General features: G+C 73.6%; 24 protein-coding genes. 2 read left to right on the top strand and 22 right to left on the bottom strand.

Translation table 11 applies throughout. The features are described 5' to 3' along the window. Window positions 1-28 precede the first annotated feature (28 nt). Together CG747_RS41075 and ligD are read right to left on the bottom strand one after the other, a co-directional pair. Window positions 29-358: a hypothetical protein gene (locus CG747_RS41075; RefSeq protein ID WP_100606996.1), complete on the bottom strand. Its 330-nt coding sequence runs from the start codon at window positions 356-358 to the stop codon at window positions 29-31. A 162-nt stretch (window positions 359-520) separates the two neighbouring features. After that, window positions 521-1,534: a non-homologous end-joining DNA ligase gene (ligD, locus tag CG747_RS41070; protein WP_180985937.1), complete on the bottom strand. Its 1,014-nt coding sequence runs from the start codon at window positions 1,532-1,534 to the stop codon at window positions 521-523. 97 nt (window positions 1,535-1,631) lie between these two features. On the opposite strand from ligD, the gene CG747_RS41065 reads away from it, so the two are divergent. Then, the gene (locus CG747_RS41065) at window positions 1,632-2,699 is read left to right on the top strand and encodes an ATP-dependent DNA ligase (protein WP_100606995.1); all 1,068 of its coding nucleotides are present in this window, start codon (window positions 1,632-1,634) and stop codon (window positions 2,697-2,699) included. A 14-nt stretch (window positions 2,700-2,713) separates the two neighbouring features. Here CG747_RS41065 and CG747_RS41060 read toward each other — a convergent pair whose 3' ends face one another. The 4 genes from CG747_RS41060 to CG747_RS41045 all read right to left on the bottom strand — a co-directional run bounded on the left by CG747_RS41060 (window position 2,714) and on the right by CG747_RS41045 (window position 6,946). Continuing rightward, complete coding sequence (locus CG747_RS41060; RefSeq protein WP_180985939.1) at window positions 2,714-3,691, bottom strand: MASE1 domain-containing protein; 978 nt, start codon at window positions 3,689-3,691, stop codon at window positions 2,714-2,716. A 63-nt stretch (window positions 3,692-3,754) separates the two neighbouring features. Continuing rightward, window positions 3,755-4,588 carry a PP2C family protein-serine/threonine phosphatase gene (locus CG747_RS41055; protein ID WP_100606993.1) on the bottom strand — a complete coding sequence of 278 codons (834 nt, stop codon included), beginning with the start codon at window positions 4,586-4,588 and terminating at the stop codon, window positions 3,755-3,757. A gap of 66 nt (window positions 4,589-4,654) precedes the next feature. Then, on the bottom strand, window positions 4,655-6,214 hold the full coding sequence (locus CG747_RS41050; RefSeq protein WP_100606992.1) for an APC family permease: 1,560 nt from the start codon (window positions 6,212-6,214) through the stop codon (window positions 4,655-4,657). A 498-nt stretch (window positions 6,215-6,712) separates the two neighbouring features. Beyond that, window positions 6,713-6,946, bottom strand: coding sequence for an acyl-CoA carboxylase subunit epsilon (locus tag CG747_RS41045; RefSeq protein ID WP_100606991.1), 234 nt, complete (start codon window positions 6,944-6,946; stop codon window positions 6,713-6,715). A gap of 195 nt (window positions 6,947-7,141) precedes the next feature. On the opposite strand from CG747_RS41045, the gene CG747_RS41040 reads away from it, so the two are divergent. Then, window positions 7,142-8,437, top strand: a complete 1,296-nt coding sequence (locus CG747_RS41040; RefSeq protein WP_100606990.1) for a Dyp-type peroxidase — start codon at window positions 7,142-7,144, stop codon at window positions 8,435-8,437. 271 nt (window positions 8,438-8,708) lie between these two features. Here CG747_RS41040 and CG747_RS41035 read toward each other — a convergent pair whose 3' ends face one another. From CG747_RS41035 to CG747_RS40965, 16 genes are all read right to left on the bottom strand, one after another. Further along, a complete protein-coding gene (locus CG747_RS41035; RefSeq protein WP_257981067.1) occupies window positions 8,709-9,518 on the bottom strand; it encodes a leucine-rich repeat domain-containing protein in 810 nt (269 codons plus the stop codon). 131 nt (window positions 9,519-9,649) lie between these two features. Continuing rightward, the gene (locus tag CG747_RS41030; protein WP_100606989.1) at window positions 9,650-10,600 is read right to left on the bottom strand and encodes a hypothetical protein; all 951 of its coding nucleotides are present in this window, start codon (window positions 10,598-10,600) and stop codon (window positions 9,650-9,652) included. A 444-nt stretch (window positions 10,601-11,044) separates the two neighbouring features. Beyond that, on the bottom strand, window positions 11,045-11,803 hold the full coding sequence (locus tag CG747_RS41025) for a chitinase (protein ID WP_100606988.1): 759 nt from the start codon (window positions 11,801-11,803) through the stop codon (window positions 11,045-11,047). A 959-nt stretch (window positions 11,804-12,762) separates the two neighbouring features. After that, window positions 12,763-13,869, bottom strand: a complete 1,107-nt coding sequence (gene hypE / locus CG747_RS41020; RefSeq protein WP_374701883.1) for a hydrogenase expression/formation protein HypE — start codon at window positions 13,867-13,869, stop codon at window positions 12,763-12,765. Then, on the bottom strand, window positions 13,862-14,986 hold the full coding sequence (gene hypD, locus CG747_RS41015) for a hydrogenase formation protein HypD (RefSeq protein WP_100606987.1): 1,125 nt from the start codon (window positions 14,984-14,986) through the stop codon (window positions 13,862-13,864). Before hypD ends, hypE begins: the two co-directional genes overlap by 8 nt. Continuing rightward, window positions 14,983-15,282 (bottom strand): HypC/HybG/HupF family hydrogenase formation chaperone, encoded by a 300-nt coding sequence (locus CG747_RS41010; protein ID WP_100606986.1) that lies wholly within the window; start codon window positions 15,280-15,282, stop codon window positions 14,983-14,985. Before CG747_RS41010 ends, hypD begins: the two co-directional genes overlap by 4 nt. Before the next feature lie 45 nt (window positions 15,283-15,327). Then, window positions 15,328-17,799, bottom strand: a complete 2,472-nt coding sequence (hypF, locus tag CG747_RS41005; protein WP_374701882.1) for a carbamoyltransferase HypF — start codon at window positions 17,797-17,799, stop codon at window positions 15,328-15,330. Then, entirely contained in the window at window positions 17,796-18,554 is a 759-nt protein-coding gene (hypB, locus tag CG747_RS41000; RefSeq protein WP_100606984.1) for a hydrogenase nickel incorporation protein HypB, read from the bottom strand. The genes hypF and hypB overlap by 4 nt, the downstream gene beginning before the upstream one ends. Window positions 18,555-18,558: 4 nt before the next feature. Continuing rightward, window positions 18,559-18,939 (bottom strand): hydrogenase maturation nickel metallochaperone HypA, encoded by a 381-nt coding sequence (locus CG747_RS40995; protein ID WP_100606983.1) that lies wholly within the window; start codon window positions 18,937-18,939, stop codon window positions 18,559-18,561. A gap of 149 nt (window positions 18,940-19,088) precedes the next feature. Then, window positions 19,089-19,190 carry a hypothetical protein gene (locus CG747_RS51175; RefSeq protein ID WP_374701881.1) on the bottom strand — a complete coding sequence of 34 codons (102 nt, stop codon included), beginning with the start codon at window positions 19,188-19,190 and terminating at the stop codon, window positions 19,089-19,091. Further along, window positions 19,184-19,762 (bottom strand): hydrogenase maturation protease, encoded by a 579-nt coding sequence (locus tag CG747_RS40990; RefSeq protein ID WP_100606982.1) that lies wholly within the window; start codon window positions 19,760-19,762, stop codon window positions 19,184-19,186. The genes CG747_RS51175 and CG747_RS40990 overlap by 7 nt, the downstream gene beginning before the upstream one ends. Next, complete coding sequence (locus tag CG747_RS40985) at window positions 19,759-21,156, bottom strand: hypothetical protein (protein WP_100606981.1); 1,398 nt, start codon at window positions 21,154-21,156, stop codon at window positions 19,759-19,761. The genes CG747_RS40990 and CG747_RS40985 overlap by 4 nt, the downstream gene beginning before the upstream one ends. Beyond that, on the bottom strand, window positions 21,153-21,848 hold the full coding sequence (locus CG747_RS40980) for a DUF6084 family protein (protein WP_100606980.1): 696 nt from the start codon (window positions 21,846-21,848) through the stop codon (window positions 21,153-21,155). The genes CG747_RS40985 and CG747_RS40980 overlap by 4 nt, the downstream gene beginning before the upstream one ends. After that, entirely contained in the window at window positions 21,845-22,489 is a 645-nt protein-coding gene (locus tag CG747_RS40975) for a DUF5947 family protein (RefSeq protein WP_100606979.1), read from the bottom strand. The genes CG747_RS40980 and CG747_RS40975 overlap by 4 nt, the downstream gene beginning before the upstream one ends. Continuing rightward, entirely contained in the window at window positions 22,486-23,034 is a 549-nt protein-coding gene (locus tag CG747_RS40970) for a hypothetical protein (protein ID WP_100606978.1), read from the bottom strand. The genes CG747_RS40975 and CG747_RS40970 overlap by 4 nt, the downstream gene beginning before the upstream one ends. Continuing rightward, window positions 23,031-24,812: a nickel-dependent hydrogenase large subunit gene (locus tag CG747_RS40965; RefSeq protein ID WP_100606977.1), complete on the bottom strand. Its 1,782-nt coding sequence runs from the start codon at window positions 24,810-24,812 to the stop codon at window positions 23,031-23,033. Before CG747_RS40965 ends, CG747_RS40970 begins: the two co-directional genes overlap by 4 nt. Window positions 24,813-24,873: the final 61 nt, after the last annotated feature.

Genomic DNA, 24,873 nt, shown 5'->3' with positions numbered 1-24,873 from the left:
CTGCGGCGGCCCGCCGGGCTGCCTACGGTCAGAACCACCAACCGAACAGGCCGTGGAGGATGCGCCCGAGCAGCCCGAGCTCGCGGCCCTCGCAGCCATCGCGGTGCTCACGCCCGCGGTGGCCCTTCTTGCCGTGGTGGCCTTCACGGCCCTCGTTGCCGAACCGACCGAAGGCGAAAAAGCGGCACTCTTCGTTCCGGTGGTGCCGCATGTTGCGGCCGTGGTGGCTGCGGCCGTGGTCGCCGCTCACCGCAACAGTCTGGCTCTGAGGGGCCGCCTCGGCCAGACCGGCAACCGGGACGACGGTCGCGGCGGCGAGGGCCGCGGCGGCCAGGGAACGGCCTATGTACTTACCCATTGCGTTACTCCTGGGTGGCAGGAACTCGGACACGTGATGGGTACCTCGCGTCGCCGCGTTCCTCGCAGGCACGGCGCACGGCCACTCCAACGGCCGCCGCAATTGGGCCGATCGGGGCACCACCGGGACCGCTGACCGAGCAGGCTCGCGGGGCCGATCAGGTCAGTGCCTGCGGGCCCGGCTGGGCTGGACCCGGGCCGGTTCGCCGGGCATCTTCGGGTGGTCCGGCGGGTACGGCAGGTCCCCCAGGCCCTCGTCGGCGGCGTACCGGTCGGCCAGTTCCAGCAGCGGCTCCAGGCCGAAGGCGTGGTCCGCCATGTCCGCGTGGACGTCGCCGAGTTCGGCGAACCGGGGCGGTACGGTCCGCAGGTCGAAGTCCTCGGGCGCGGCGTCGGACAGCTCCTCCCAGCGCAGCGGGGTGGAGACCGTCGCCCGGGGGCGGGCGCGCAGCGAGTAGGGCGAGGCGATGGTGCGGTCCCGGGCCATCTGGTTGTAGTCGACGAAGACCTTCGCGCCGCGTTCCTCTTTCCACCAGGCGGCGGTCACCAGCCGCGGCAGCCGCCGCTCCAGGGTCCGCGCCACGGCGATGGCGGCCCTTCTGGCCTCGGTGAACGTCCAGTTGGGGCAGATCGGCACGTAGACGTGCACACCGCGGCCGCCGGAGGTCTTCGGCCAGCCGCGCAGCCCGTGCTCGGCCAGCAGCGCGCGCAGCTCATGGGCGACCGTGACCGCGTCGGCGAAGCCGGTGCCGGGCTGCGGGTCGAGGTCGATCCGCAGTTCGTCGGGGTGCTCGGTGTCCGTGCGCCGGACCGGCCAGGGGTGGAAGGTCAGACACCCCAGGTTGGCCGCCCAGACCACGGCGGCGGGTTCGTTGGGACACATCTCGTCCGCGAACCGTCCGCTCGGGAAGGTGATCCGGGCGGTGGGCAGCCAGTCCGGCAGGCCCTTGGGGGCCCGCTTCTGGTAGAAGAACTCGCCCGTTACGCCGTCCGGGAACCGCTGCATGGTGGTCGGCCGGTCCCGCAGGCCGCGCAGTACGCCGTCCGCGACGGCCAGGTAGTACTGGGCGACGTCCAGCTTGGTGAACCCGCGCTCCGGGTAGTACGTCTTGTCCGGGTTCGACACGCGCACCGTGCGACCCGCGACTTCCAGCTCCACCGCTCGGGATCCGGCCATGCCTCCACGCTAGGTTCCGCCGGGAGCCGCCGCCCGCCGGGACGGACCGGCCCGTCCCGGCGGGCAGGAACGGGCGGCGGCCCGCAGGATCGGGACCATGGACCTGCCCGTGATGCCCCCGGTCTCCCCCATGCTCGCCAAACCGGTGGCGAAGATCCCCGACGGCATGCAGTACGAGGCCAAATGGGACGGCTTCCGCGTCATCGTCTTCCGGGACGGCGACGAGGTCGAGATCGCCAGCCGCACCACCAAGTCGCTCAACCGCTACTTCCCCGAGGTGCTCGCGGCGGCGCGGGCCGAACTGCCGCCGCGCTGTGTGCTCGACGGCGAGATCGTGATCGCACACGACGGCCGGCTGCACTTCGAGGAACTGCTGGAGCGCATCCACCCGGCCGACTCCCGGGTACGGACGCTGGCCGCCCGCACGCCCGCCTCGCTGATCGCCTTCGACCTGCTGGCACTGGACTCCGCGTCGCTGCTGGGCGAACCGCAGGCGGCCCGCCGGGAAGCCCTGGTCGAGGCGCTGCGGCCGGCCCGGGCACCGGTGCACACGGCGCCCGCGACCACCGACCGGGAGCTGGCGCAGCGGTGGTTCACGCAGTTCGAGGGGGCCGGGCTGGACGGTGTGATCGCCAAGCCGCCGGACCTGCCGTACCGGCCGGGCGACCGCGCGATGTACAAGGTCAAGCACGCCCGGACCGCGGACTGCGTGGTCGCCGGCTACCGGCTGCACAAGAGCGGGCCGGTGGTCGGCTCGCTGCTGCTCGGGCTGCACGACGACGCGGGGCACCTCCAGCACGTCGGGGTGTGCGCCTCGTTCCCGATGGCTCGGCGGCGCGCCCTGGTCGAGGAGTTGGCGCCGCTGCGGACGGCCGGCGACGAGACCGCCGGCCACCCCTGGGGCGACTGGGCCGACGAGGCGGCGCACGCTGCCCGCCGGATGCCGGGCGGACCGAGCCGCTGGAGCGGCGGCAAGGACCTGTCATGGGTGCCGCTGCGCCCGGAGCTGGTGTGCGAGGTGGGCTACGACCACATGGAGGGCAGCCGGTTCCGGCACACCGCGCAGTTCCGCCGCTGGCGGCCCGACCGCACACCGGAGAGCTGCACCTACGCGCAGTTGGAGGAACCGGTCGGCTACGACCTGGGCGAGCTGCTGGGCGACTGACGCGGGGCGGCCGGTCAGCCCTCCGGCGGCAGGCGGCGCCGGCTCTCCCCCGGTGCCAGCCGGTCCACCACGTCGGCGAGTTCCCGGCACACCTGCTCGATCCGGCGGCGGATGGTGTTCTGCTCGGTGACGATCGCCGACAGCAGCAGCGCGGTGAGCGCGGCGGAGGCGTTGAGGGCCTGGAGGTTGACCATGGTCTCCAGCAGGCTCAGCCCGGCGAACGGGCCGTGCCCGCCGTTCGCCGCGCTGATCGCGAAGACCGAGATGACCAGGACGCAGGGCGCCGCACCGATCAGCTGGAACCGCAGCGCCGCCCACACGATCACCGGGAAGACCAGGAAGAGCAGGGACAGCCGGGTCTGGGTCATCACCAGCGAGACCAGCACCGCGGACGCCAGCAGTCCGGCGGCCTCGACCCACCGGTAGAGGGGGATGCCGCGGGGCGGCCGCAGCGTCCGGCAGGCGAGCACCAGCGGGGTGATCACCAGGACGCCCATCGCGTCGCCGGCCCACCAGGAGGCCCAGGTGCGCCAGAAGTCCCCGGCGGGCAGCGCCCCGGTGAGCACCTGGGTGCCGCTGCCCAGCGTCGCGCTGATCAGCATCGCGGCGAAGGCGCCGAGGGCGACCAGCGCCACCCCGTCGCGCAGCCGGTCGAGTTCGGTGCGGAAGCCGACGTGCCGCAGCATCAGACAGGCGCACACCGGGGCGGCGGTGTTGCCCGCCACGACGCCGATGCCCGCGAGGTCCAGGCTGGTGAGGGTGGAGATGACCAGGAGGGTGCCGGCGGCGATGCCCGGCCACATCCGCAGGCCCAGCAGGAGCAGGAAGCTCAGGGCGATGCCCGTGGGCGGCCACAGCGGGGTGACCACGGCACCCGCGACCACCACCTGCTCCAGCAGACCGACCTTCGCGGCCCCGTAGTAGACGGCGGCCAGCGCGAGGTTCCCCAGGGCTGCCGGAGCCAGCCGACGGATTTCCCCGGTGCGCACCACACCCGTCATCAGACAACGCCGGTGGCCGGGCACCGGACGCGACACGCGCCGCCGGTCCGCGCTTCACCCGGCCCCGCGCCGCGCCGCGTCGTGGCGCAGCACGATCACCGCGGCGTCGTCGGTGTGGCCGGTCAGTTCGGCGACGCACATCACCGCGTCGGCGACCTCGGCCGGATCGTCCCCGGCCTTCGCCCGGACCAGCCGGGCCACCTGCGCCAGTCCGGCCTCGATGGGGAACGACGGCCCCTCGATCACCCCGTCGGTGAACAGTACGAACGCACCCGCCGCGGTGAGCCGCCGGCGGGTGACCGGGTACCGCTGTCCGGACAGCACGCCGAGCGGGATGCCCCCGGGGTCCTCGACCAGGCCCCAGCGCCGGTCGGTGGTGGCCCAGATGCCGGGGACGTGCCCGGCGCGGGCACTGGTCAGCTCCCAGGTCGTCGGGTCGAAGCGGACGAAGGTGCAGGTCGCGAAGAGTTCGCAGTCGATGGAGAGGAGCAGGTCGTTGGCGCGGCTGAGCACCTCGCCGGGGTCGGCGGCGTGCGCGGCGACGGCCCGCAGCCCGATCCGGATCTGCCCCATGAACGCGGCGGCCTCGACGTCATGGCCCTGCACGTCACCGACCGAGAAGGCCAGCGACCCGTCCGGTAGCGGGAACCCGTCGTACCAGTCGCCCCCGATGGCTAGGCCGTGCCGGGCGGGGGCGTAGGTGGCGGCGGTGCGCAGACCGGGGAGCTCCGGGAGGGCGCCCGGCAGCATCTCGCGCTGCAGGACCTCGGCCAGTTCCACTCTGGCCCGCTGGAACTCCGCGCCTTCCCGCGCCTGGGCGGTCAGCCGCCCGAGCGTGGTGAGCAGATCGTCGGCGCTCGCCGACCGCGGGGGACGACGCCGAAGCATGGCCCCATCATATTTCGGGGGTCCGGCATCCGCTTGACGGCCTCGGGGCCGGTCCGGGCCGCGGGCTCAGGCGGCGGGCTGCCGGGCCGCGATCAGCTGGCCGACGCCGGACCGCACCGCCCAGAAGAACACCGCCAACGCAACGGCGGCGACGGTGACCGAGTCGTACGGGGCGGGCAGGTGGCCGGAGCCCTTGAAGGTGCCCAGCCAGGAGAGCGCGGTGAGCGCGAGGAGGTAGACCACCAGCCAGGCGCCGGTGCGGAGTTCGGCCGCCAGCGGGCGGCGCGGTCCGGCGCCGTCGTCCACCGCGGCCCGGGCGCCGGGCCGCCGCATCCCCAGGAAGAGCAGCAGTCCGGCCAGGACCAGCGGCAGCGCCAGCCGCAGGTGCTGCCAGCCCGACCAGTAGACGAACTCGCTGGCCACCACGAAGCTCAGCGGGGCGATCCAGCGCAGTCCGGGCACCCAGCCGGCGGTGCCGCCGCCGGCCTCGGTGCGGAAGACCGCCACGGCGACCGCGGAGGCGGCGTAGATCAGCAGGTACATGTCGCCCATCACGCTGACGATGTCCTGCCAGCCGCCGAACGGCAGCAGGAACAGCACGATCACGACGAGGTTGATCACCAGCGCCCGGCGCGGCATGCCGGAGCCCTCGTCGACCTTCATGAAGTACCGGGGGATGGTGCCGTTCTTGGCCAGCGCGTAGGTGTGCCGGGCGTCGATCGCCACCCCTACGTAGGCCGAGCCGCCGGGCGAGAGCACCGCGTCGGCGTAGAGCAGGCTGGAGAGCCAGTGGAGGTTGAGGATCAGGGCCAGTTGTCCGAAGGGGGAGTCGAAGGAGACGCCCTTCCAGCCGCCGCCGAGCAGGTTCTCGGGGACGGTGAACAGGTAGGCCACCTGGAGTGCCAGGTACATCAGGAGGGCCAGGCCGATACCGGCCAGGACGGCCCACGGGAGGGTGCGTCGGGGGGTGCGGGTCTCGCCGGAGAAGTCCAGCGGGGCCTGGAAGCCGTTGACGGAGTAGACGATGCCGCCACCAGCCAGCGCTGTCAGGCAGGCGACATAGCCGTACGGGGCGAACCCGCCATGGTCGGTGAGGCGTCCGGAGTGCCAGCCGGAGGCGATCAGGGCGAGCACGGTGGCGATCGGTACCGCGATCTTGAAGATCGAGACCAGGGTGTTGAGCCGGGCGAACAGCCGGACCGCGAACCAGTTCAGCGCGGTCAGCAGCACGCTCAGGCCGCAGGCCAGGCCCAGCCCGGCGAGGGTGAGGGTGTGGCCGTTGTAGAGGCCGGGGAGGTAGTGCGCGGTGTACTGCATGATGGCGCTGATCTCGGCGGCGGTGCCGCCGACCGACAGCAACACCGACCAGCCGACGAGCGTGCCGACCAGCCGGCCGTTGGCGAACAGCGGCCAGCGGACGGTGCCGCCGCCCTCCGGCCGGGACGCGCCCAACTCGATCATGACCAGCGCGACCAGCCCGCACAGCACGCCCGCGCCCACCCAGGACAACAGCGCGGCCGGGCCGGCGACCTGTGCGGCGTACATGGCGGCGAACAGCCAGCCGGAGCCGACGATGTTGGAGAAGCCGATCCCGGTCAGTCCCCAGAACCCCAGGTCCCGCCGCAACCGGCGCTCCTGCGTCCGCACTTCGGTTGCGGCGCCCCCGGCCGGTTCACCCGATACCTGACGTTCCGCCACGGAACGGCCTCCTCGACTCGCTGTCTGCGCTGGTCAGGACCCTACTCGACATGTTCGCGCCAGCGGGCGGCCTTTTGTTGCGGCAATGTGAAGCGTGTGGCGGCGGGGTCGGACGAGTTGCCCGGGGGTGGGGCCGAAGAGCGCACCGGGCCCCTGCTGCCCGGCGTCGGTGCGTCGGCCGACCCGCTGGTACCGGCCGCCGCGCAACCAGTCCCGGGCGAACGGCCAGGCGTCGACCGCGCCGCCGAGGTGGTGGCGGCACTAGGCCCGGTCGATGTGGCAGCGCGATGCGGAGCGGCGGCGCGGCAGCCGTGCCCGGTCCACGCCGAGGGCGACCGGCGGGACGGGCCGCCCGCGCCCCACGGTCCTTGCCCCTGCCGCATGCCCGTCAGCCGTGCCGTAACACCGGCGTCCGGGGGCCGGCGGTCACCCGCAGGTCCAGCAACCCGCCCAGCATGCGGTACGGACCTGGTGGTGGCGCAGCTGGAGCTCGGTGAGGCCGTCGTCGCGGGCCTCCTCGTGGTGGCCGTCGGCGAGCGCACGGGCCTGGGCGAGCCGGCCGTACACGATGACGGTGAGCGCCGCCAGCTCCTCGGGCTCGGCACGGCCCCGGACGATGCGCAGCGGCACCTCGGCGGGGTCTTCGGTCGGGCTGGTCACACGGCCGACGCTAGGAGCGGGCGCCGGGGGCGGCGCGGCGGCCTGCGCCGTTCGGCGGCCGGGCGGCCTCCCCAAGCGTGATTTCGGCGGGCCCGACCGTGTTGTTCCCGGGCGGCGCCGGACCGGCGGCGAGGATCACGCGGACATATGGGCACGCACACCGGCGGCGGATACCGCAGTGGGGATGGTTGGGCGATGAGACGTGAGCGGAGCAGCGACGAGGGCGTGGCGCAGCACGACGGGCGCCGGGGCTTCCTCAAGTACGCGGCGGGGATCGCGGGAGTGGCGGCCGGCGCCGGGCTGGGCGGCGGCCCGGCGGTCGCCGTGCCGGCGGGCCGTTCGGCGACCGGTGGACCGGCGACCGGCCCCACGCCGGAGCGGGCCTCGGACGGCCGGCTGCTGCCACCGGACCGGGTGCCGTTCCACGGGAACCACCAGGCCGGCATCCTCACCCCGCAGCAGCTGTTCTCCGGCTTCGCGGCGTTCGACGTGCTGGTGCAGAACCGGGCCGACCTGACCCGGCTGCTGAGGAAGCTCACCGAGCGGGCCCGGGTGCTGACGGCCGGCGTGAAGCCGAAGGACGAGAGGACGGCGGCGGAGCCGCAGACCCCGGACTCGCTGACCGTCACGGTCGGCCTCGGGGCGTCCCTCTTCGACGACCGGTTCGGGCTCGCCGGGCACAAACCGCGGCACCTGAAGGCGATGCCGGCGTTCCCCGACGACCGGCTGGAACCGGCGCGCTGCCACGGCGATCTGTCGCTCCAGGTCTGCGCCGAGCACCCGGACGCGATCGTGCACGTCCTGCGCGACCTGGGCCGGGCGACCCACGGGATGATGCGACCGCGGTGGCGGATGGACGCGTTCATGAACCCGTCCCGGCCCTCGGGGTCGCCGCGGAACTTCCTCGGATTCAAGGACGGGATCGTCAACCCCGACACCGAGTCGTCGTCGGAGATGGACCGGCTGATCTGGGTGACGCCGCGGTGCGGGGAGCCGGACTGGGCCGAGGGCGGCAGCTACCAGGTGGTGCGGCTGATCCGCTTCCACTCCGAGTCCTGGGACCACCTGGCGGTGGGCCACCAGGAGAAGATCTTCGGGCGGCACAAGGCGAGCGGCGCGCCCCTGGGAGGCACCAGGGAGGACGCCGCGCCGGACTACCGCGACGACCCCGACGGCCGGACCATCCCGCTCGACGCGCACATGCGGCTCGCCAACCCCCGCACCCCGCACTCCGACACGTCCCGTTTCCTGCGCCGGAGTTACAACTACGACCAGGGCTACGACCAGCACGGCCGGATGAACCTCGGGCTGGTCTTCTGCGGCTACCAGCAGAACGTGCAGCGCCAGTTCGCCACCGTGCAGCGCCGACTGCGGCACGAGCCCCTCGCCCGCTTCATCACCCCCGAGGGCGGCGGCTACTTCTTCATCCTGCCCGGCGTACGCGACAACGACGACTGGTTCGGCGCGCGGCTGATGGGCGACACCCGGTAGCGTCCCGAACCGGAGCTTCGTCGCCGGTCGGCCGTGAGCCGTCCCGGACCGAAGACTCCGCCGTTGCCGGTGGCCGACGCCCAGCGGACCCTGCCCGGGGCGTGAGCGCGTCGCCGCGCCACCGCCCGTCGGCACGTCCGCTGCCGGCGCGTGCCCTCAGCCGGTCACACCGCCTCCCCCGAGACGGCACGATCCTGACCGTCGGAGAGCGCGGCCGGGCTCGTCGGCGAGGTGCCGGCCGTCCTCGCACCGGCTTCGCCGCGCACGCAGATCAGTCCCAGTCGGACGGCGGCTGCGTGACCCTGCCGCCCGTGTGCGGCAGGGTCACGTGGTCCTCGGCACCGGAGGGCAGTGCGGCGACGCACGCCGCCGAGCAGGCGTTGACCAGGAGAGGCAGCACGTCGGTGGCCACCCGCAGGGAGAGCCACACCTGGTGGACCCGGCCCGGCCGGATCTGCCGGTCGCAGACGCTGCATCCGCGGACGGCCGTGGTTCCCCAGCGCCGGGCATCCAGCTCCGCCAGGCCGGGATCGGCAGCGGACTCCCGCGCCGGCCGGAGTCGCGGGAAGGGGGGACGGAGCTTGTAGTTGCCGAACAGCGCGCGGGTGCTCACCGTGCTCCGGACCAGTTTCGGGCATCGGGTGATCTCGTAGGGGAACCAGTGCAGCCGGTATGACGTGTACGGAGTGAACTCCTCCAGACTGCTCATCGCGCCGATCTCGGGCGGTACGCGGACCAGGTTGCTGCCGTAGAGCACGAAGTGCCTGACCGCCGTCAGTTGGGCGATGCTCGGCGGCAGGGTGACGATCTGCCGCCGTTCCTCGGCGCTGAGTCCGGCGAGGGGACTGAACTCCTCCCGCCCGTCGTCCGCGGCCTCGTCGATCAGCTCCAGGAGACGTCGCCACCCGGCGGCCGAGGTGTCCTGGCGCTCGGCGTGGAAGCCGACACGGGCGCGCGGGCGTGGCTTGGCCTGGTCGATGCACGCGCACCCGTCCCGCGAGGAACCGCGCCCCCCTTGAGCCGCACCGAATCTGCCGCCCCACCGGTTCACGAAGAGTCCCGGTCCGCCCTTGTCTGCCATGCGGCCACGATACGGATCCTCGTCCGTCCGTTCGCGCCTTCGGGAAATCCCCGCGAACGGCGGCCGCTTCGGCAGCAGACCCCGGGCCGACGGTGCGGGTGCAGCCGCCGGCCCGGGCGTCTCCTGGACTCTCAGCGGCCCCCGCCGGAACTCGCGGCCGCGAACGACATCGCGACGGCGCCCGCCCGCGCACCGTCCGCCCGGTGGGCCGCCTGGCGCGTCCCCCCGCCGCCGTAGAACGGGGTCTGCGCCTCACCCGCCACCGGCGTCTGCGCCTGGCCCGCCAGCGGGGCCTGCGCCTGGCCCGTCGCCGGGATCTGCGCCTGGCCCGTCACCGGGGCCTGCAGCTGGCTTGTCACCGGGGTCTGCGCCTGGCCCGTGATCGGGGTCTGCATCTGGCTTGTCACCGGGGTCTGCGCCTGACGCTGCGGGAAGCTCTTCCGCTGCGCCGTCGCGTGGATCACCCGGCGCTTCGCCCCGTGCATCCCCTGACGCTTCTTCAGGCCCTGCACCGCCACCTTCCCGTCCGCGGGGTTCACCGTGTAGCGCACGCCCTCGTGCGTGACGGACCGGTGGGTCGAGCTGAGGGTGGCGATCTGCTTGTTCCTGAGGTGGATCTTCGCCGTGTAGCTGCCGTTGACCTTCTGCACGGTGGCCTGCGCGCCGTTGGTCAGTTTGACCGTACGGACCGGGCCCGGCTTGGTCCTGCCGTGGCTGCTCGCGACCAGCGGCTTGGCGTAGACGTACGTGCCGTCGAAGTGGACGCGGATGCCCCGGGTGTAGCTCTGACCCTTCTTCAGCCTCGCGAAGGGCTTTCCGCTGCCGATCGTCTGGAGATCGCAGACCCCGTTGTGGATCACGGCCTCCATGCCCCCGCCGATGCCGACGGCCCTGACCTTGTCCTTGGCCGGCGTCCGGGGTGCGGTGTGCGCGGTGTCGGCGGACGCGGGCCGGTCCTGCTGCCGCGGAGTGCCCGCGGCGAATGCGGTGGTCGGTACGGCCACTGCGCCGGCCAGCAGAGCGGCGGTGCAGATGGCACGCAGGGAGGTGCGCGAAGCGGAGGAGACGCGGGAGGTCTTCATGGAGCTCGTAACCCTTCTCAGTATGCAGAACGCGCGACGTGGTGTCGGCAAACCGGGGCATTGCGTGCCATATCCGGCGTAATGCGGACACATCGGGATATTAGACAGGGTTCACCCGACCGCAAGGATGAGGCGCACGGTGCGCGGATGTCGTGTACGGCGCTTGGCCCCGCCGGAACTCCGGCGGGGCCGGGACGAGACCCCCGCGAGCGCCGGAAAGCGGCAGGCGCGAGCGAGGCCGACGGCCCGTTGGCGGACGGGGCTCACTGGACTGCCGCACAAGTTCTGCATACGTGGCGGTCGCCGTGGACGCGACGCCGCCGGAAACCCCGGCCTCCCGCACGCCACTGCCACCGCGGTGACGGCATGACGGCGGGACCCGGGGTCCGCGTGCGGGGTACGGCCGCCGCCGGGGCGGGTGCCGGGGCGGCGACGGCCTTCGGGTCAGCAGCTCAGGTGGTCTCCCGGCGTGGTGCCGAGGATCTGCGTGAAGCGCGTGTAGTTGTCGATCCGGCTCTGCACCTGGCCGGGGTTGCCGCCGTTGCATTCGAGGGAGCCGTTTATGCTGCGGATGGTCTCGCCGAAGCCGGCGCCGGTGACCATCGCGTTGTGCGGGGTCATGGTGCCCGGGCCCTTCTGGGTGTTCCAGTACCAGAGCGCGGTCTTCCAGGCGACGGCGGCGTCCTGCTCCACCAGGTACGGGTTGTTCAGCAGGTCGATCCCCAAGGCGTCGCCGGCGGCCTTGTAGTTGAAGTTCCAGCTGAGCTGGATCGGTCCGCGTCCGTAGTAGGCGGCCTGACCCGCCGGGCACCCGTACGGCTGGGTGGCGTCGCAGTAGTGCGGGTAGTTGCCGGTGTTCTGCTCCACCACGTAGACCAGACCGCCGGTCTCGTGGCCGACGTTCGCCAGGAAGGCCGCCGCCTCCTGGCGCTTGACGGTGTCGCTCCCGGTGTTCGCGAACTCCGGGTAGGCGCTCAGCGCGGCGGTCAGTCCGCTGTACGTGTAGAACGGATTCCGGTTCGGGAACATCTGGTTGAACTGCGCCTCGCTGACGACGAATCCCTCCGCTCGCGTCCCGGCGTCGGCCGGTGCCGTACAGGAGGGGCAGGCCGCCGTGGCCGCCGCGGGTGATGCCGGGACGGCGAGGGCGAGGCCCACGGCCATGGTGGTGGCGCTCAGCAGGGCGGCGAGGCGAGATCTCATGGCGGTGACTCCTTCGTGCGGCCGGGCTCCGACGGACGGGGCGGCGGCCGCGGTGGGGGGAAGTGCCTTACGAATCAAGCTTGTTGACGCACCGTCAAGCTAGTCCAACTGCTGCGACCAGCAAGGGTCGGCGGTCTAGACCAGGCCACCCTATGGGTGATCGCGCAGGCATGTCCATACCAATACGGGTACCTAGCGGCATTCCGGCCCGAACCGGCATGCTTCACGCCAGGCGACAGCAACCGGTCGGCGGCCAGGTGCAGTTGTCGGCCGCCGACCGGTCGGCGGCCGACGCCACTCCCGTGATCGCGCCGCGCACGTGCGCGCCGAACGGGACCGAGGTCCACTGGAAGCGGGCGCCCCGCGCACCAGTCGGCGCGCAGCCGCTTGCCGACGGTGTACGGGATGAGTTCGACGGCGGTCCCGGGGCAGGCGTACATCGGCGCGTCCGGGGTCCGGGGTCCGGGGGGGGCGAGCGCGGACTCCAGCAGCCGGTTCTGCCGGTCCACTTGGCGCGGCGGGTCGCCGACGGTCACATCGGAGATCTTCGTCGTCGGCGGCCGCCGCGGCGTCGCCGGGCCGACGGCGAGCCGGGCCGCGACCGCACCGGCAGCCGGCAGCCGGCCGCCGCGTCGACGCCGGGGACCGCAGCGCCTGGGCGAGGGGGCGCGCACCTTTTCGGCGACAGTGGGGCCGGTGTTGGAGGAGCGGCAGCGGCGGGCTCCGGGCACCCTGCATGGCGATGCCGAGCCGTCGCGCCCGGTGCCGCCCACACATGGCGCACCGATCGTCGACCGGCTCATGCCGGGTGCCTCAGGCCGCCGGCCGGAAGGGCTGCCGTGCTCCGCTCACCCAGGCCCGGCACGGTAGCGGCGTGCGGCCGAGAGGTCAGCGGGCACGACACCACCGGTCGGCCGGGCCGGCGGGCCCGGCCGACCGGTGGTCGGCTCCCTGCGGGTTCAGCAGATCCGGGGCAGCTGCTCCCCCAACGGCAGGTCGACCACCCGCGTGCCGCCGAGCGGGGTGCGGGCCACCACCATGCCGGGGTGGGCGGCGACCGCCTCGCCGATCACCGCGGCCCCGGCGCCCAGCGGGTGGGCGCGCATCGCGTCCAGGACGGCGTCGGCGTGCTCGCGGGGGACGAACGCCACCAGCTTGCCCTCGTTGGCGACGTACATCGGGTCGAGGCCGAGGATGGCGCAGGCGTTGGCGACGACCGGCGGTACGGGGACGGCGCGCTCGTCGATGACCACGCCGGTCGCGGAGGCGGTGGCGATCTCGTTGAGCGCGGCGGCCAGTCCGCCGCGGGTGGGGTCGCGCAGCACGTGCAGGTCGGGGGTGACCGCGAGCATGGTCTGGACGAGTCCGCCGAGGGCCGCGCAGTCGCTCTCGATCTCGACGCCGAACTCCAGGCCCTCGCGCACGCTCATGATGGCCACGCCGTGCACGCCGATGTCGCCGCTGACGATCACCACGTCGCCGGGCACCACCCGCTGCGGCCGCAGGTCGACGCCGGGCGGGATCACCCCGATGCCGGCGGTGTTGAGGTAGACCCCGTCGCCGCGGCCGGCCTCGACGACCTTGGTGTCGCCGGTGGCCACCTCCACTCCGGCGGCCCGGGCCGCGGCGCCCATCGCGTCGGCGACCCCGGCGACCACCGGCATCTCCACGCCCTCCTCCAGGATGAAGCCGCAGGAGAGGTAGGCGGCTCGGGCGCCGCTCATGGCGAGGTCGTTGACGGTGCCGTTGACGGCGAGGTCGCCGATGCTGCCGCCGGGGAAGAACAGCGGCCGGACGACGTAGGAGTCGGTGGAGAAGGCCAGCCGCTGGCCGCCGAGCGCGAAGACCGCGGAGTCGCCGAGCTGGGCGAGGAGTTCACCGCCGAACGCCGGCACGAAGATCTGCTGGACGAGTTCGGCGGAGAGCGCCCCGCCCCCGCCGTGGCCCATGACGACGCGCGGGGTCTCGCGCAGCGGGGTGGGACAGGTCCAGCCGGTGATGTCGACCGTGGGCAGGTCGCGGGGGCCCTGCCCGGTGGCGGGGGTCCGCGCGGTGGTGTCAGACAACGGGGGTCGCCTCCAAGGGGGTCGGCGTGCTGCCGAGCCGGCGGTACAGGTAGTAGGCGGCGCAGGCGCCCTCGCTGGAGACCATGGTGGCGCCGAGCGGATTGCGCGGGGTGCAGGTGGTGCCGAACGCCTCGCACTCGTGGGGTTTGAGCAGCCCTTGCAGGACTTCGCCGCTGCGGCAGGCCGCGGGCTCGCGGGTGGCGATGCCGTCGACCGGGAAGCGGTGTTCCGCGTCGTAGTCGCGGTAGCGCTCGGAGAGCCGCCAGCCGCTGGCGGGGATGGTGCCGATGCCGCGCCAGGCGCGGTCGGTGACCTCGAAGACGTCGGCCAGCATGGCCCGGGCGGCCGGGTTGCCGTCGGGGCGGACGGCGCGCGGGTAGGCGTTGTCGACGGTGTGCTCACCGCGTTCCAGCTGCCGGACGGTGCGGCGAATGCCCTCCAGGATGTCCAGCGGTTCGAAGCCGGTGACGACGATCGGCACCCGGAAGCGGTCGGCGAGTGCGGGGTACTCGTCGGTGCCCATCACGCTGCACACGTGGCCGGCGGCCAGGAACGCCTGGACCCGGCAGCTCGGCGAGGTCATGATCGCCTCGATCGCGGGCGGTACCCGGACGTGCGAGACCAGCATGCTGAAGTTGCGCATGCCCAGCTTGCGGGCCTGATAGACCGTCATGGCGTTGGGCGGGGCGGTGGTTTCGAAGCCGATGCCGAAGAACACCACCTCGCGGTGCGGGTTCTGCTGGGCGATCTTCAGCGCGTCCAGCGGGGAGTAGACGACGCGGACGTCGCCGCCCTCGCTGCGCACCCGGAACAGGTCGCGGTCGGTGCCCGGCACCCGGAGCATGTCGCCGAACGAGCAGAAGATCACCTCGGGGCGGGCGGCGATGTCCAGCGCCTTGTCGATGACGGCCAGCGGGGTGACGCACACCGGGCAGCCCGGCCCGTGGATCAACTCGACCTCGTCGGGCAGGAGTTGGTCGATGCCGTGCCGGATGATGGTGTGCGTCTGGCCGCCGCAGACCTCCATCAGGGCCCACGGCCGGGTCGCGGCGGCGCGGATGTCGTCCAGCAGCCGCCGGGCCAGCTCCGGGTTCTGGAACTCGTCGATGTACTTCACTGCCGCGCCTCCTGCGCCTGTGGTTCGTCCCGGCCGGCGGCCGCTTCCCAGGGGTCTCCGAACTCCTCCTGGAGCAGCCCGAGTTCCTCGAAGAGGGCCAGGGTCCGGCGGGCCGACTCCTCGTCGAGCCGCTGCAGCGCGAAGCCCACGTGGACGATCGCGTACTCACCGACCGCGAGGTCCGGGACGTATTCCAGGCACACCTCCTTGACCACCCCGCCGAAGTCGACGGTGGCCATCCGGGTGCCGTCCCGTTCCTCGATCTCCATCACCTTGCCGGGCACCGCCAGGCACATGGGTCCTCCTCGTCGTGCGGGTGCGGATGCGGGTTCATACGGGGGCTAGGCGTCGCGCCTGCGGGCCGCGACCAGCAGTTGGCCGAGGGCCAGTCCGCCGTCGTTGGGCGGGACCAGGCGGTGCCGCAGCACGGTGAAGCCGTCCTGCCGCAGCATCCGGGCGGCGGACTCGGCCAGCAGGGTGTTGGCGAACACTCCGCCGGTCAGCGCCACGGTCGCCAGGCCGGTGCGCTCCCGGGCCAGGCCGCAGCAGCGCCGGACCAGTCCGGCGACCGCGGCGTGGAAGCGAGCCGCGATCAACGCCGGGCCGGTGCCCGCGGACACGTCCTCGGCGACCGCGGCGAGGACCGGGGCGGGGTCGGCGACCAGCGCGGCGCCACCGCCCGCCGGGGCGCCGGTGCGCAGCGCGAAGGTGTAGCCGGGGCCGCGGTCGTCGCCGGCGGTGCGGGCGGCGGCCTCCAGCGCTACGGCGGCCTGGGCCTCGTAGCCGGCATGGTGGCAGATGCCGGCGAGCGAGGAGACCGCGTCGAAGAGCCGGCCCATGCTGGAGGTCGGCGCGCAGTTGATGTCGCGCTCCAACTGGCGTTCCAGCAGCGGCAGTTCCTCGGGCGGGCAGGCGGCCACCGGCGGCAGGTCGGGGGTCCAGGGCAGGCCGGCGGCGTGCAGGTGGGCGAGGGCCATCCGGTAGGGGCGGCGGACGGCGATGTCGCCGCCGGGCTGCGGGACGTAGCCGAGTTGGGCGAAGCGGCGGTACCCGGCGTAGTCGGCGAGGAGGATCTCGCCGCCCCAGAGCGCGCCGTCGTCGCCGTAGCCGGCGCCGTCGAAGGCGACGCCGATCACCGGCTGCCGGCCGTCCAGGCCGTGTTCGGCCATGGCGGCGGCGATGTGGGCGTGGTGGTGCTGGACCCGGACCAGGGGGCGGCCGCGGGTGTGCCGGCGGGCCCACTGGCCGGTGCGGTAGCCGGGGTGCCGGTCGGTGGCGAGCAGCCGCGGCCGGACCCCGGTGAGGGTCTCCAGGTGCGCACCGGCCCGTTCGAAAGCCAACTGGGTGGCCAGGTCGTCCATGTCGCCGATGTGCGCGGACAGCCAGGCCCGGCGCCCCTCCCCCAGGCACAGCACGGTCTTGAGGTCCCCGCCGGTGGCCAGCGCGGGCCGGACCGGCACCGGGAGCGGCACCGGGTACGGGGCGCAGCCGCGCGAGCGCCGGACGTACAGCGGCTCGCCGTCGCTGATCCGGACCACCGAGTCGTCGCACGGGACCTGGATCGCCCGGTCGTGGGCGAGCCAGGCGTCCGCCAGGTGCACCAGCCGCTCCAGGGCGTCCGCGTCGTCGGTGACGAGGGGGTCGCCCGCCACGTTGCCGCTGGTCATCACCAGCAGCCGGGGCCCCGGAGGGTCGCCCGGCAGGCCGAACAGCAGGTGGTGCAGCGGGGTGTAGGGGAGCATCAGCCCGAGGTCGGGGCAGCCGGGGGCGACGGCGGCGGCGACGGTGGGCGCGTCGGGCGCGGGCCCACCGGGGCGCCGGCGCAGCAGCACGATCGGCCGCACCGGCCCGGTGAGCAGCGCCCGTTCCGCGGTGCCGGCCTCCACCAGCTGGGCCACGTCGTCGAGGTGGCGTGCCATCAGCGCGAACGGCTTGTCGCCGCGGGCCTTGCGGCGCCGCAGCTCGGCCACCGCGCGGTCGTTCCCGGCGTCGCACACCAGGTGGTAGCCGCCGAGTCCCTTGACGGCGACGATCGCGCCCTCGGCGAGCAGCCGTCGGGTGCCGGCCAGCGGGTCGCCGGGCAGCGGCCGCGGCGCGCCGCCGGGGCCGTCCGGGTCGGCGGCCAGCAGCCGCAGCCGGGGACCGCAGTCGTGGCAGGCCAGGGGCTGGGCGTGGAACCTGCGGTCGGCCGGGTCGGCGTACTCGGCCGCGCAGCGCGGGCACATCGGGAAGCCGGCCATGGTGGTCTGGGCGCGGTCGTAGGGCAGTGCGCGGACGATGGTGAAGCGGGGGCCGCAGTGCGTGCAGGTGACGAAGGGGTGCCGGTAGCGGCGGTCGGCCGGGTCGGTCAGCTCGGCCAGGCAGGCGTCGCAGGTGGCGGCGTCCGGGGCGACCAGGGTGCGGGCGGGGCCGCGGGTGTGGGAGGCGAGGATGGCGAAGCCGGTGCCGCCGGTGACCGCGATGTCCTCGCCGTCCACCGCTTCGACGACCGCGAGCGGGGGCGCCTCGGCGCGCAGCCGTGTGCCGAAGCGGTGCAGGGCGCCGGGCGGCCCCTCGATCTCGGCGACCACACCCTCGCCGGTGTTGCTGACGTGGCCGGTCAGGCCCAGTTCCATGGCGAGGCTGTGGACGAACGGGCGGAATCCGACGCCCTGGACGATGCCGCGCACGGTGATCCGGCGGCGGGCGGCGGCCGCGGCGGAGGTCTCGGCAGGGCGCACGGCGCGAGCCGCCCCGGGGGTGGGGGCCTCCCCTGCTCCAGCCGGTTCCAGAGCGGGGGGAACAGTGCCGGTACCGGGCTGCCCGACGGTCATGAGCGGCTCGACGCCACCGCGTCGCGGTCGCCGGTCCGGTCCGCCGGGCCGTCGTGCACGTGGTGCGACTGACGGGTCATCACCGGGATGTGTGCCGGTCCGCGGTCCCGGGCCGCCAGGGCCCGGTCCAGCAGCGTCCCGAGGCCCTCGCCGCCGCGGACCGAGGTGCGGACGACCTCGGCACCGGGGTTGACCTGCTCCACGTTGGCGCGGAAGGCCGCCTCGTCGAAGTCCACCGCCGCGGCGATGTCGGTCTTGGTGATCAGGACCAGATGGGCCAGGCCGAAGGCGGTGGGGTACTTGAGGGGTTTGTCCTCGCCCTCGGTCACCGAGGCGAGCACCACCCGCAGGGTCTCCCCCAGGTCGTACGAGGCGGGACAGACCAGGTTCCCGACGTTCTCGACGAACAGCAGCCGGGTCCCGGTGGGCAGCCAGCCGTCCAGGTGCCCGCCGAGCATCTCGGCCTCCAGGTGGCACAGCCCGTCGGTGAGCACCTGTTTGACGGGGACTCGGGAGCGGGCCAGCCGGATCGCGTCGTTCTCGGTGGCGAGGTCGGCGGTGAGCGCCGCGACCGGCACCCCGCGTTCCCGGGCGAGGATCAGCTCGCGTTCCAGCAGGGCGGTCTTGCCGCTGCCCGGACTGGAGAGCAGGTTGACGACCGCGGTGCCGCGGGCCGCCAGTTCCTCGCGCAGGGTGTGGGCGCAGGCGTCGTTCTTGGCGAGCACGGCCTGTTGCAGGTCAAGGACACGGCACATGGGATCAGCGCTCCTCGTGCGTCGGAGGGGGTGCCGGGGCGTCGTGCCAGCTGACGTCGGCGATCCGCAGTTCGCGGCCGGACAGCAGCTGCACGGACGCCCCGCCGCACCCGGGGCAGCTCAGGCGCGGCGGCATGCCCGCCGGCCAGGTCCGGTCGCAGGGACCGCAGCGGGCCCGGGCCGCGACCGGTTCGGTGATCAGCTCGGCGCCGGCCAGCACCGTGCCCTCGCACGCGAGCTGGAAGGAGAAGGCCAGGGCGTCGGGGACCACGCCGGCCAGTTCGCCGACCTGGAGCCGGACGCGGCTGACCGCGGTCGCGCCGGCGGGCCGTACCGCGCTTTCCACCTGGTCGATGACCGCCAGCGCGATGGACATCTCGTGCATCGGTCCGTCTCTCTCTGGTGTGACGACCGGTTGCCGCTGGCTTCATTAGACGGTGCGGTCCCGGGGCGTCCGGGGTGCCTCGCCGGGGCGGCGCGGTGGCATACACCGTTCGGTGCAGCGCGCCCGCCGCCCGCGGGACCGCCCCTGCCTCACATGGCGCGCATCCGCAGATAGCGCTTGACGTCGGGCAGGTTGCGCAGGGCGAGCGCGAGGGCGGCGGCCAGGGCCCCGCCGAGGGCGATCTTCAGCATGGTGTCGTGTTCCTCTCACTGGTGGCGGCCGGGGCACCGGTGGCAGCCGGCTCCGGTTCGTCGGCGCCGACCAGCCGCAGCACGAGCCGGACGGCCTCGTCGACGGCGGTGGCGACCGGCGCGCTCAGGCCGATGCCTTCGGCGGTGTCGGCGGGTTCGCAGCCGACGACCAGGACGCGTTGCGGGCGTCGGGTGCCGGTGCCCGCGCTGAGCGTGTCGAGCAGCGCCAGGACGGCGTCGGGGGTCATGTGGTGGGCGTCGATCGGGGTGTTCTCGGGGCGGGCGACGGTGTCGGCGGGGTCGGTGGCGTCGAGGAGGTAGAGCGCGCCGGGCTCGCCGCCTCGCGCCGCGGCGTCCACCAGAAGCACCGTGTCGTACCCGTCCAGCATCCGGTAGGCGAGGTGAACGCCGCGGACGCCGGCGTCGACCAGTTCCACCCCGTCGGGCAGGGTGTGCGCCCCGAGCGCGCGGACCGCCTCGACGCCGAAGCCGTCGTCGCCGAGGAAGATGTTGCCGACGCCCGCGATCAGGGTGCGGCCGGGTGGCGGGGTGGGGGGCGGGTCGCTGCTCACTCGTTCTCCAGGGGCGCGAGTTCGTCGGGTTGGAAGTAGAGGAAGCGGCCCTGTTCGCGCCGGATGTCGGCGCCCGGGTCGCCCTCGACGGTCACCGCGAGGTGCACCCCGCCGTCCACGTCGTGCAGGACGGCCTCGACCTGCGCGGCGCGCCCGTGCAGGAAGAAGTCCTGGGCGTCGGTGCGGCGTCGGCCGGGGCGCAGCGCCACCCGGCTGCCGGCGCCGACCGAGCGGCCGTCGACGATGATCCGGTCGGTCAGCGGGTCCAGGTCGCGGTCACCGGCCGGGTCCCACCAGGGCGTGTCCGGGCGGGCCGGTTCCGCGGCCGGGGCGGGCTCGGTGACCTCGCGCAGCGCCCGTACGGCACCGTGCAGCCGCTCCAGCACCTCGGGCGGCATCCCGTCGGCGAGGGCGATCACCTCGGCGGCCCGGGGGTCGGTGCCGCGGGCCTCGCGCTTCTCCTGGTCGGTGAGGGCCGCCGTGCGGAGGGCGAGGATCTCGTCGATCTCCAGGGCGTCGTAGAGCGGGCCGGGGCTCTCGGGGGCAACGGCCGGGTGGTCCTCCAGGATGATCGGGGCGGACAGCATCACCTCGGTGCTCCCGGGCGGGCCGGCCAGCACCGGCCAGGTGTGTTCGTTGCGGCAGTCGGCGACCGCGCCCCGGGCCCATTCGGGCGGGTCGGTCTGGGAGTGGAACCGGCCGGCGCTCAGGCCGAGGAGGAGGTGCGCGGCGACCAGTGAGCGGGGCAGGGCCGCGTCCCGGTCGTCCGCCGCCGGGTCCGGGACCCAGCCGCTGGTGTTGTGCACCGTCGCGGTCAGCTTCAGCACCGCGTACGGGCCGGCGATCTCCTCGGCGGTCAGCCGCAGCTCGCCGCTGATCTCCTCGCGGCGGCGCACCAGTCGGCCGACGAGCCGGCCGTCGGCGTCGTGCACCGGCTCGGTGTCCTCGCCCGGCGGCCAGGTCAGCGGGACGGTGACGCCGTCCCCTGCGAGGTCGGCGACCGCCACGTCGAGCGGGCAGCGCTCCTCGGTGCCCTCGTCCCACGGGACCAGCACCCGGTCGGGCAGTTCCAGTTCCGGTACGGTCACGAACTCGCCGTCGGGGCACCGGCGTTGGACGGTGCGCCGCTGGGCGCGCAGGAACCTGAGCTCGGCGCGGAGCCGGGCGCCGGCGCGGGGTTCCATGAGGCATTCGGTGCGCTGGTGGGAGTGTTCGGCCCGGTCGGCGCCCCAGCCGGGCGGCACGAGGACGCCGAACTGCCAGCGCAGCCGGTTCTTGGCGGCGGACGCCCGGTAGGGGTAGAGCACGTACCCCTCGAAGAGCACGGCGTCCGCGACCTGCCGGGCGACGGCGAACCGGTCGGCCAGGGGGTCCGTGGGCGCGGGGGTGGTCACGGTGCGGTCCTCTCGGTGGCGGGGCGGGCGACGGCGGTGGGGAAGCCGGGGGATCCCCGTCCGGTGCCGTCCGCGGCGGCCAGCAGCGCCGCGACGGTGGCCTCCCAGGACGGCAGGGCGTGCCGGGACCGGAACGCCAGCAGCCCGTCCAGGCTCTCCCGCGGCAGCCGCAGCCAGCCGCAACCGGGGAAGTGGGTGTCGGTCATCTCCCGCCACACGGCGGTCGGGAGCCGGCACTCGGCTTCCTTGTGCCAGGGCACCGGGGTGACCTGGAAGCCGCCCGGACCGGCGAAGACGGTGCCGGAGAAGAGCAGCAGCAGCGGCACCTCGCCGTCGCGCAGGGCGTGGACGTAACGGCCCGCGGCGACCTCCAGGTCGTAGCTGCACGGGACCGGGAGGTCCACCTCGGTCTCGCCGGTGAATCCGGGGACGATCTGGGAGACCTGGGCGAACTGGAGGGGCTTGAGGGTGCTGCCCCAACGGGACCGTACTCCGAAGAGGTCGGCCAGGGCGGCGGCCTCCTCGGCGTCGTAGTCGCGCCGGGCCGGTTCGATGCGCAGCTGGCAGCGCAGTGCCAGGGCGTGCACCCGCGCCGCTCCGGCGGCGGTGATCCGCAGCCGGAAGAGGAGGGTCGGGGCGGCGGCGTAGCGGTCGGCGCGGACGCCGGTGCAGGCGAAGGACAGCTCGGTCACGGCCGCCGGACCTCCTCCCGCAGTTCCCGGGCCCGGCGGGCGATGTCGGCGAAGAAGTCCGCCAGGGCGGCGCGGGCCTCGGCGCCGCCGTCGAAGCCGCGCCACAACAGCCTTAGCCGGCCGGTGAGTTCGTAGGCGAGGTCGACCGGGATCAGGTGGCAGTCGGTGCGGCCGTCGCCGCGGTGCAGCAGCAGGGCCTCGACGTCGGGGGTGAGCAGGTCGGCCAGTCGGGTGGCGTCGCGGACGGCCTGCCAGGCGGCCGGGTCGAGTTCGCTCTCGGTGGCGCCGGCCGGGCTGGGGTAGAGCGCCACCACCCGGCCCAGGGCGGCGTTGTCCAGGAGGAAGGCGACGCCGACGGGGATCCGGAGCCGGTCCCAGACCGTGTCGTCGAGGTGGTGGGCGGGGTCGGTCAGGAAGCGGTCCGGGACGGTGCGGAACTGCCCGCCGCCGGCCCCGGGCCGCTCGAAGAGCAGCGCGCAGTGCGGGCAGGCGCAGGCCAGTGCGCGGTTCCGGGTGTCGACCAGGTGGCGGTGGCGGCCAGCGAGTTCGATGCCGCACAGTTCGCAGCGTTCGGGCGGCGGGGGCGCGGGGGCCCGGAAGCGCCGCAGGCCGCGGTGGGCGGCGGTCGGCGGCGCGTTCACGACACCGGGGCGGCGGTCGGCGGACGGCGGGAGATCTGGAGCAGGGGCGGCTCCGGAGCGGCCGTCCGGGTCTCCCACGCGACCGAGGTGACCTCCGGCGCGAAGCAGGACAGCGCGCCCTCGACCGCCGGCCGGTCGGCCGCGCCGCCGCACCCGCAGCCGCCGGAGCCGCTCTCCGCCAGCCGCAGCGCCCCGGTCTCCGGGACGAACTCGGCGACCTCGACCGCGTCCTGGCTCCGTACGCTGGCCAGCGCCCGGTCGATGCGGGTGGCGGCGTCCTCCGGGTGCAGGTCGTGCAGCACCAGCAGGCTGCTGACCAGGGCGTCCCCCAGCAGGGCGGTCCGTGGCCCGTCCGCGCCGGTGCGCCGCTCGACCAGGTGCATGATGCGGGTCAGTCCGGCGCCGTAGAAGTCCATCAGGACGCGGACGAGTTCCTCGGCGGTCGCGGTCGTCGCGGCGTCGCCGTGCGCGGCGAGCCGGTCCAGCAGTTCCTCGACCCGGCGGCCGGTCAGTTCGGCGTCGGGGGCGGCGACGGGCGCGGTCATCCGGCCAGCCCGCTCAGTCCGGTGGGGACGTGCATGGTCTGGACGGTCCGGCCGCCGACGTACATGTGGACGCCGCAGGGCAGGCACGGGTCGAAGCTGCGCACCGTCCGCATGATGTCGATGCCCTTGAAGTTCTCCGGGGAGTTCTCCTCGAAGATCGGGGTGTTCTGCACGGCGTCCTCATAGGGGCCCGGGGTGCCGTAGGAGTCGCGGGTGCTGGCGTTCCACGGTGTCGGCGGGTAGGGGTGGTAGTTGGCGATCTTCCCGTCGCGGATGACCATGTGGTGCGAGAGCACTCCGCGGACCGCCTCGGTGAAACCGCAGCCGATGGACTCGTCGGGGACCTCGAACTTCTCCCAGGTCTGGGTGCGTCCGGCGCGCACCTCCTCCAGCCCCTGCTCGGCGAAGTGCAGCGCCATGGCCGCCGAGTACGCCTGGAAGTAGGTGCGGGCGCGGTTGCGCTCCAGCGCGTTGCTCCACTTCGGGATCTTCCATTCGAAGCGGGCCTCGGGCCGGGTCATGCTGCGCGGCAGGTCGATGACGACGCTGTTGCCGGTGGCCTTGACGTAGGGGGTGTCGACGAGCCCGTTCAGCGCGGTGGACCACAGGCGGGCGAGCGGGCCGCCGCCGGTGTCCAGGGCCAGGTGCTCCTTGCCGTCGAACCAGCGCGGCGACATCACCCAGCTGTACTTGTCGTTGAAGTCCCGCTTCTGCGGGGCGGGGATGGTGTGCTGGTTCCAGGGGTGGCGCGGGTCGATGGGGTTGCCGAGCGGGTCGTGGGTGACGAACTGCTCCTGGCCCTCCCAGTCCTGGTAGTAGGAGCTGCCGAGCAGGATGCGGATGCCGAGGTTGATCTCGGTGAGGTCGTTGGTGACCAGTTTCCCGTCGACGATGATGCCCGGGGTGACGAACATCCGCCGGCCCCAGTCCGTCATGTTGCGGTAGGTGAAGTCGCAGTGCTCGGGGTCGTTGAGGGCGCCCCAGCAGCCGAGCAGCACCCGCCGCCGGCCGACCTCCTCGTAGCCGGGCAGCGCCTCGTAGAAGAAGTCGAAGAGGTCATCGTGGAGCGGCACCACGCGCTTCATGAACTCGACGTAGCGCATCAGCCGGCTGAGGTAGTCGGTGAAGAGCTGGACGCTAGCCACGGTGCCGACGCCGCCCGGGTAGAGCGTGGAGGGGTGCACATGGCGGCCCTCCATGAGGCAGAACATCTCCCGGGTGTAGCGGCTGACCTGGAGCGCCTCGCGGTAGAACTCGCCCTCGATGGGGTTGAGGGAGGTCATGATGTCGGCGATGGTGCGGTAGCCGTGCTCGCCGGCGTGCGGGGCCTCGGTGCGCTGGGCCAGCTCCCAGACGCCCGGGTTGGTCTCCCGGACCATCTTCTCGCAGTAGTCGACCCCGACCAGGTTCTCCTGGAAGATGTTGTGGTCGAACATGTACTCCGCGGACTCGCCGAGATTGATGATCCACTCGCCGAGGTGCGGGGGCTTGACGCCGTAGGCCATGTTCTGGGCGTAGACGGAACAGGTGGCGTGGTTGTCGCCGCAGATCCCGCAGATCCGGCTGGTGATGAAGTGCGCGTCGCGCGGGTCCTTGCCGCGCATGAAGACGCTGTAGCCGCGGAAGACGGACGAGGTGCTGTAGCACTCGGCGACCCGCTTCTGCTTGAAGTCGATCTTGGTGTGGATGCCCAGGCTGCCCACGATCCGGGTGATCGGGTCCCAGGACATCTCCGTCAGACCGCTGCCGTCGCCGGCTGTCTTGGTCTTCGGTGCCATTGTCTGTGCCATGCCCTTCTTCGCGTGCCGGTGTGGGGGTCTGACGGAGCGTCGGGTAGGG

The sequence above is a fragment of the Streptomyces sp. CB02959 genome, from assembly GCF_002803155.1.
Lineage (GTDB): Bacteria > Actinomycetota > Actinomycetes > Streptomycetales > Streptomycetaceae > Streptomyces.
Note: the sequence above shows the minus strand (reverse complement) of the source record. Positions and strands in the feature narration are given on the sequence as shown.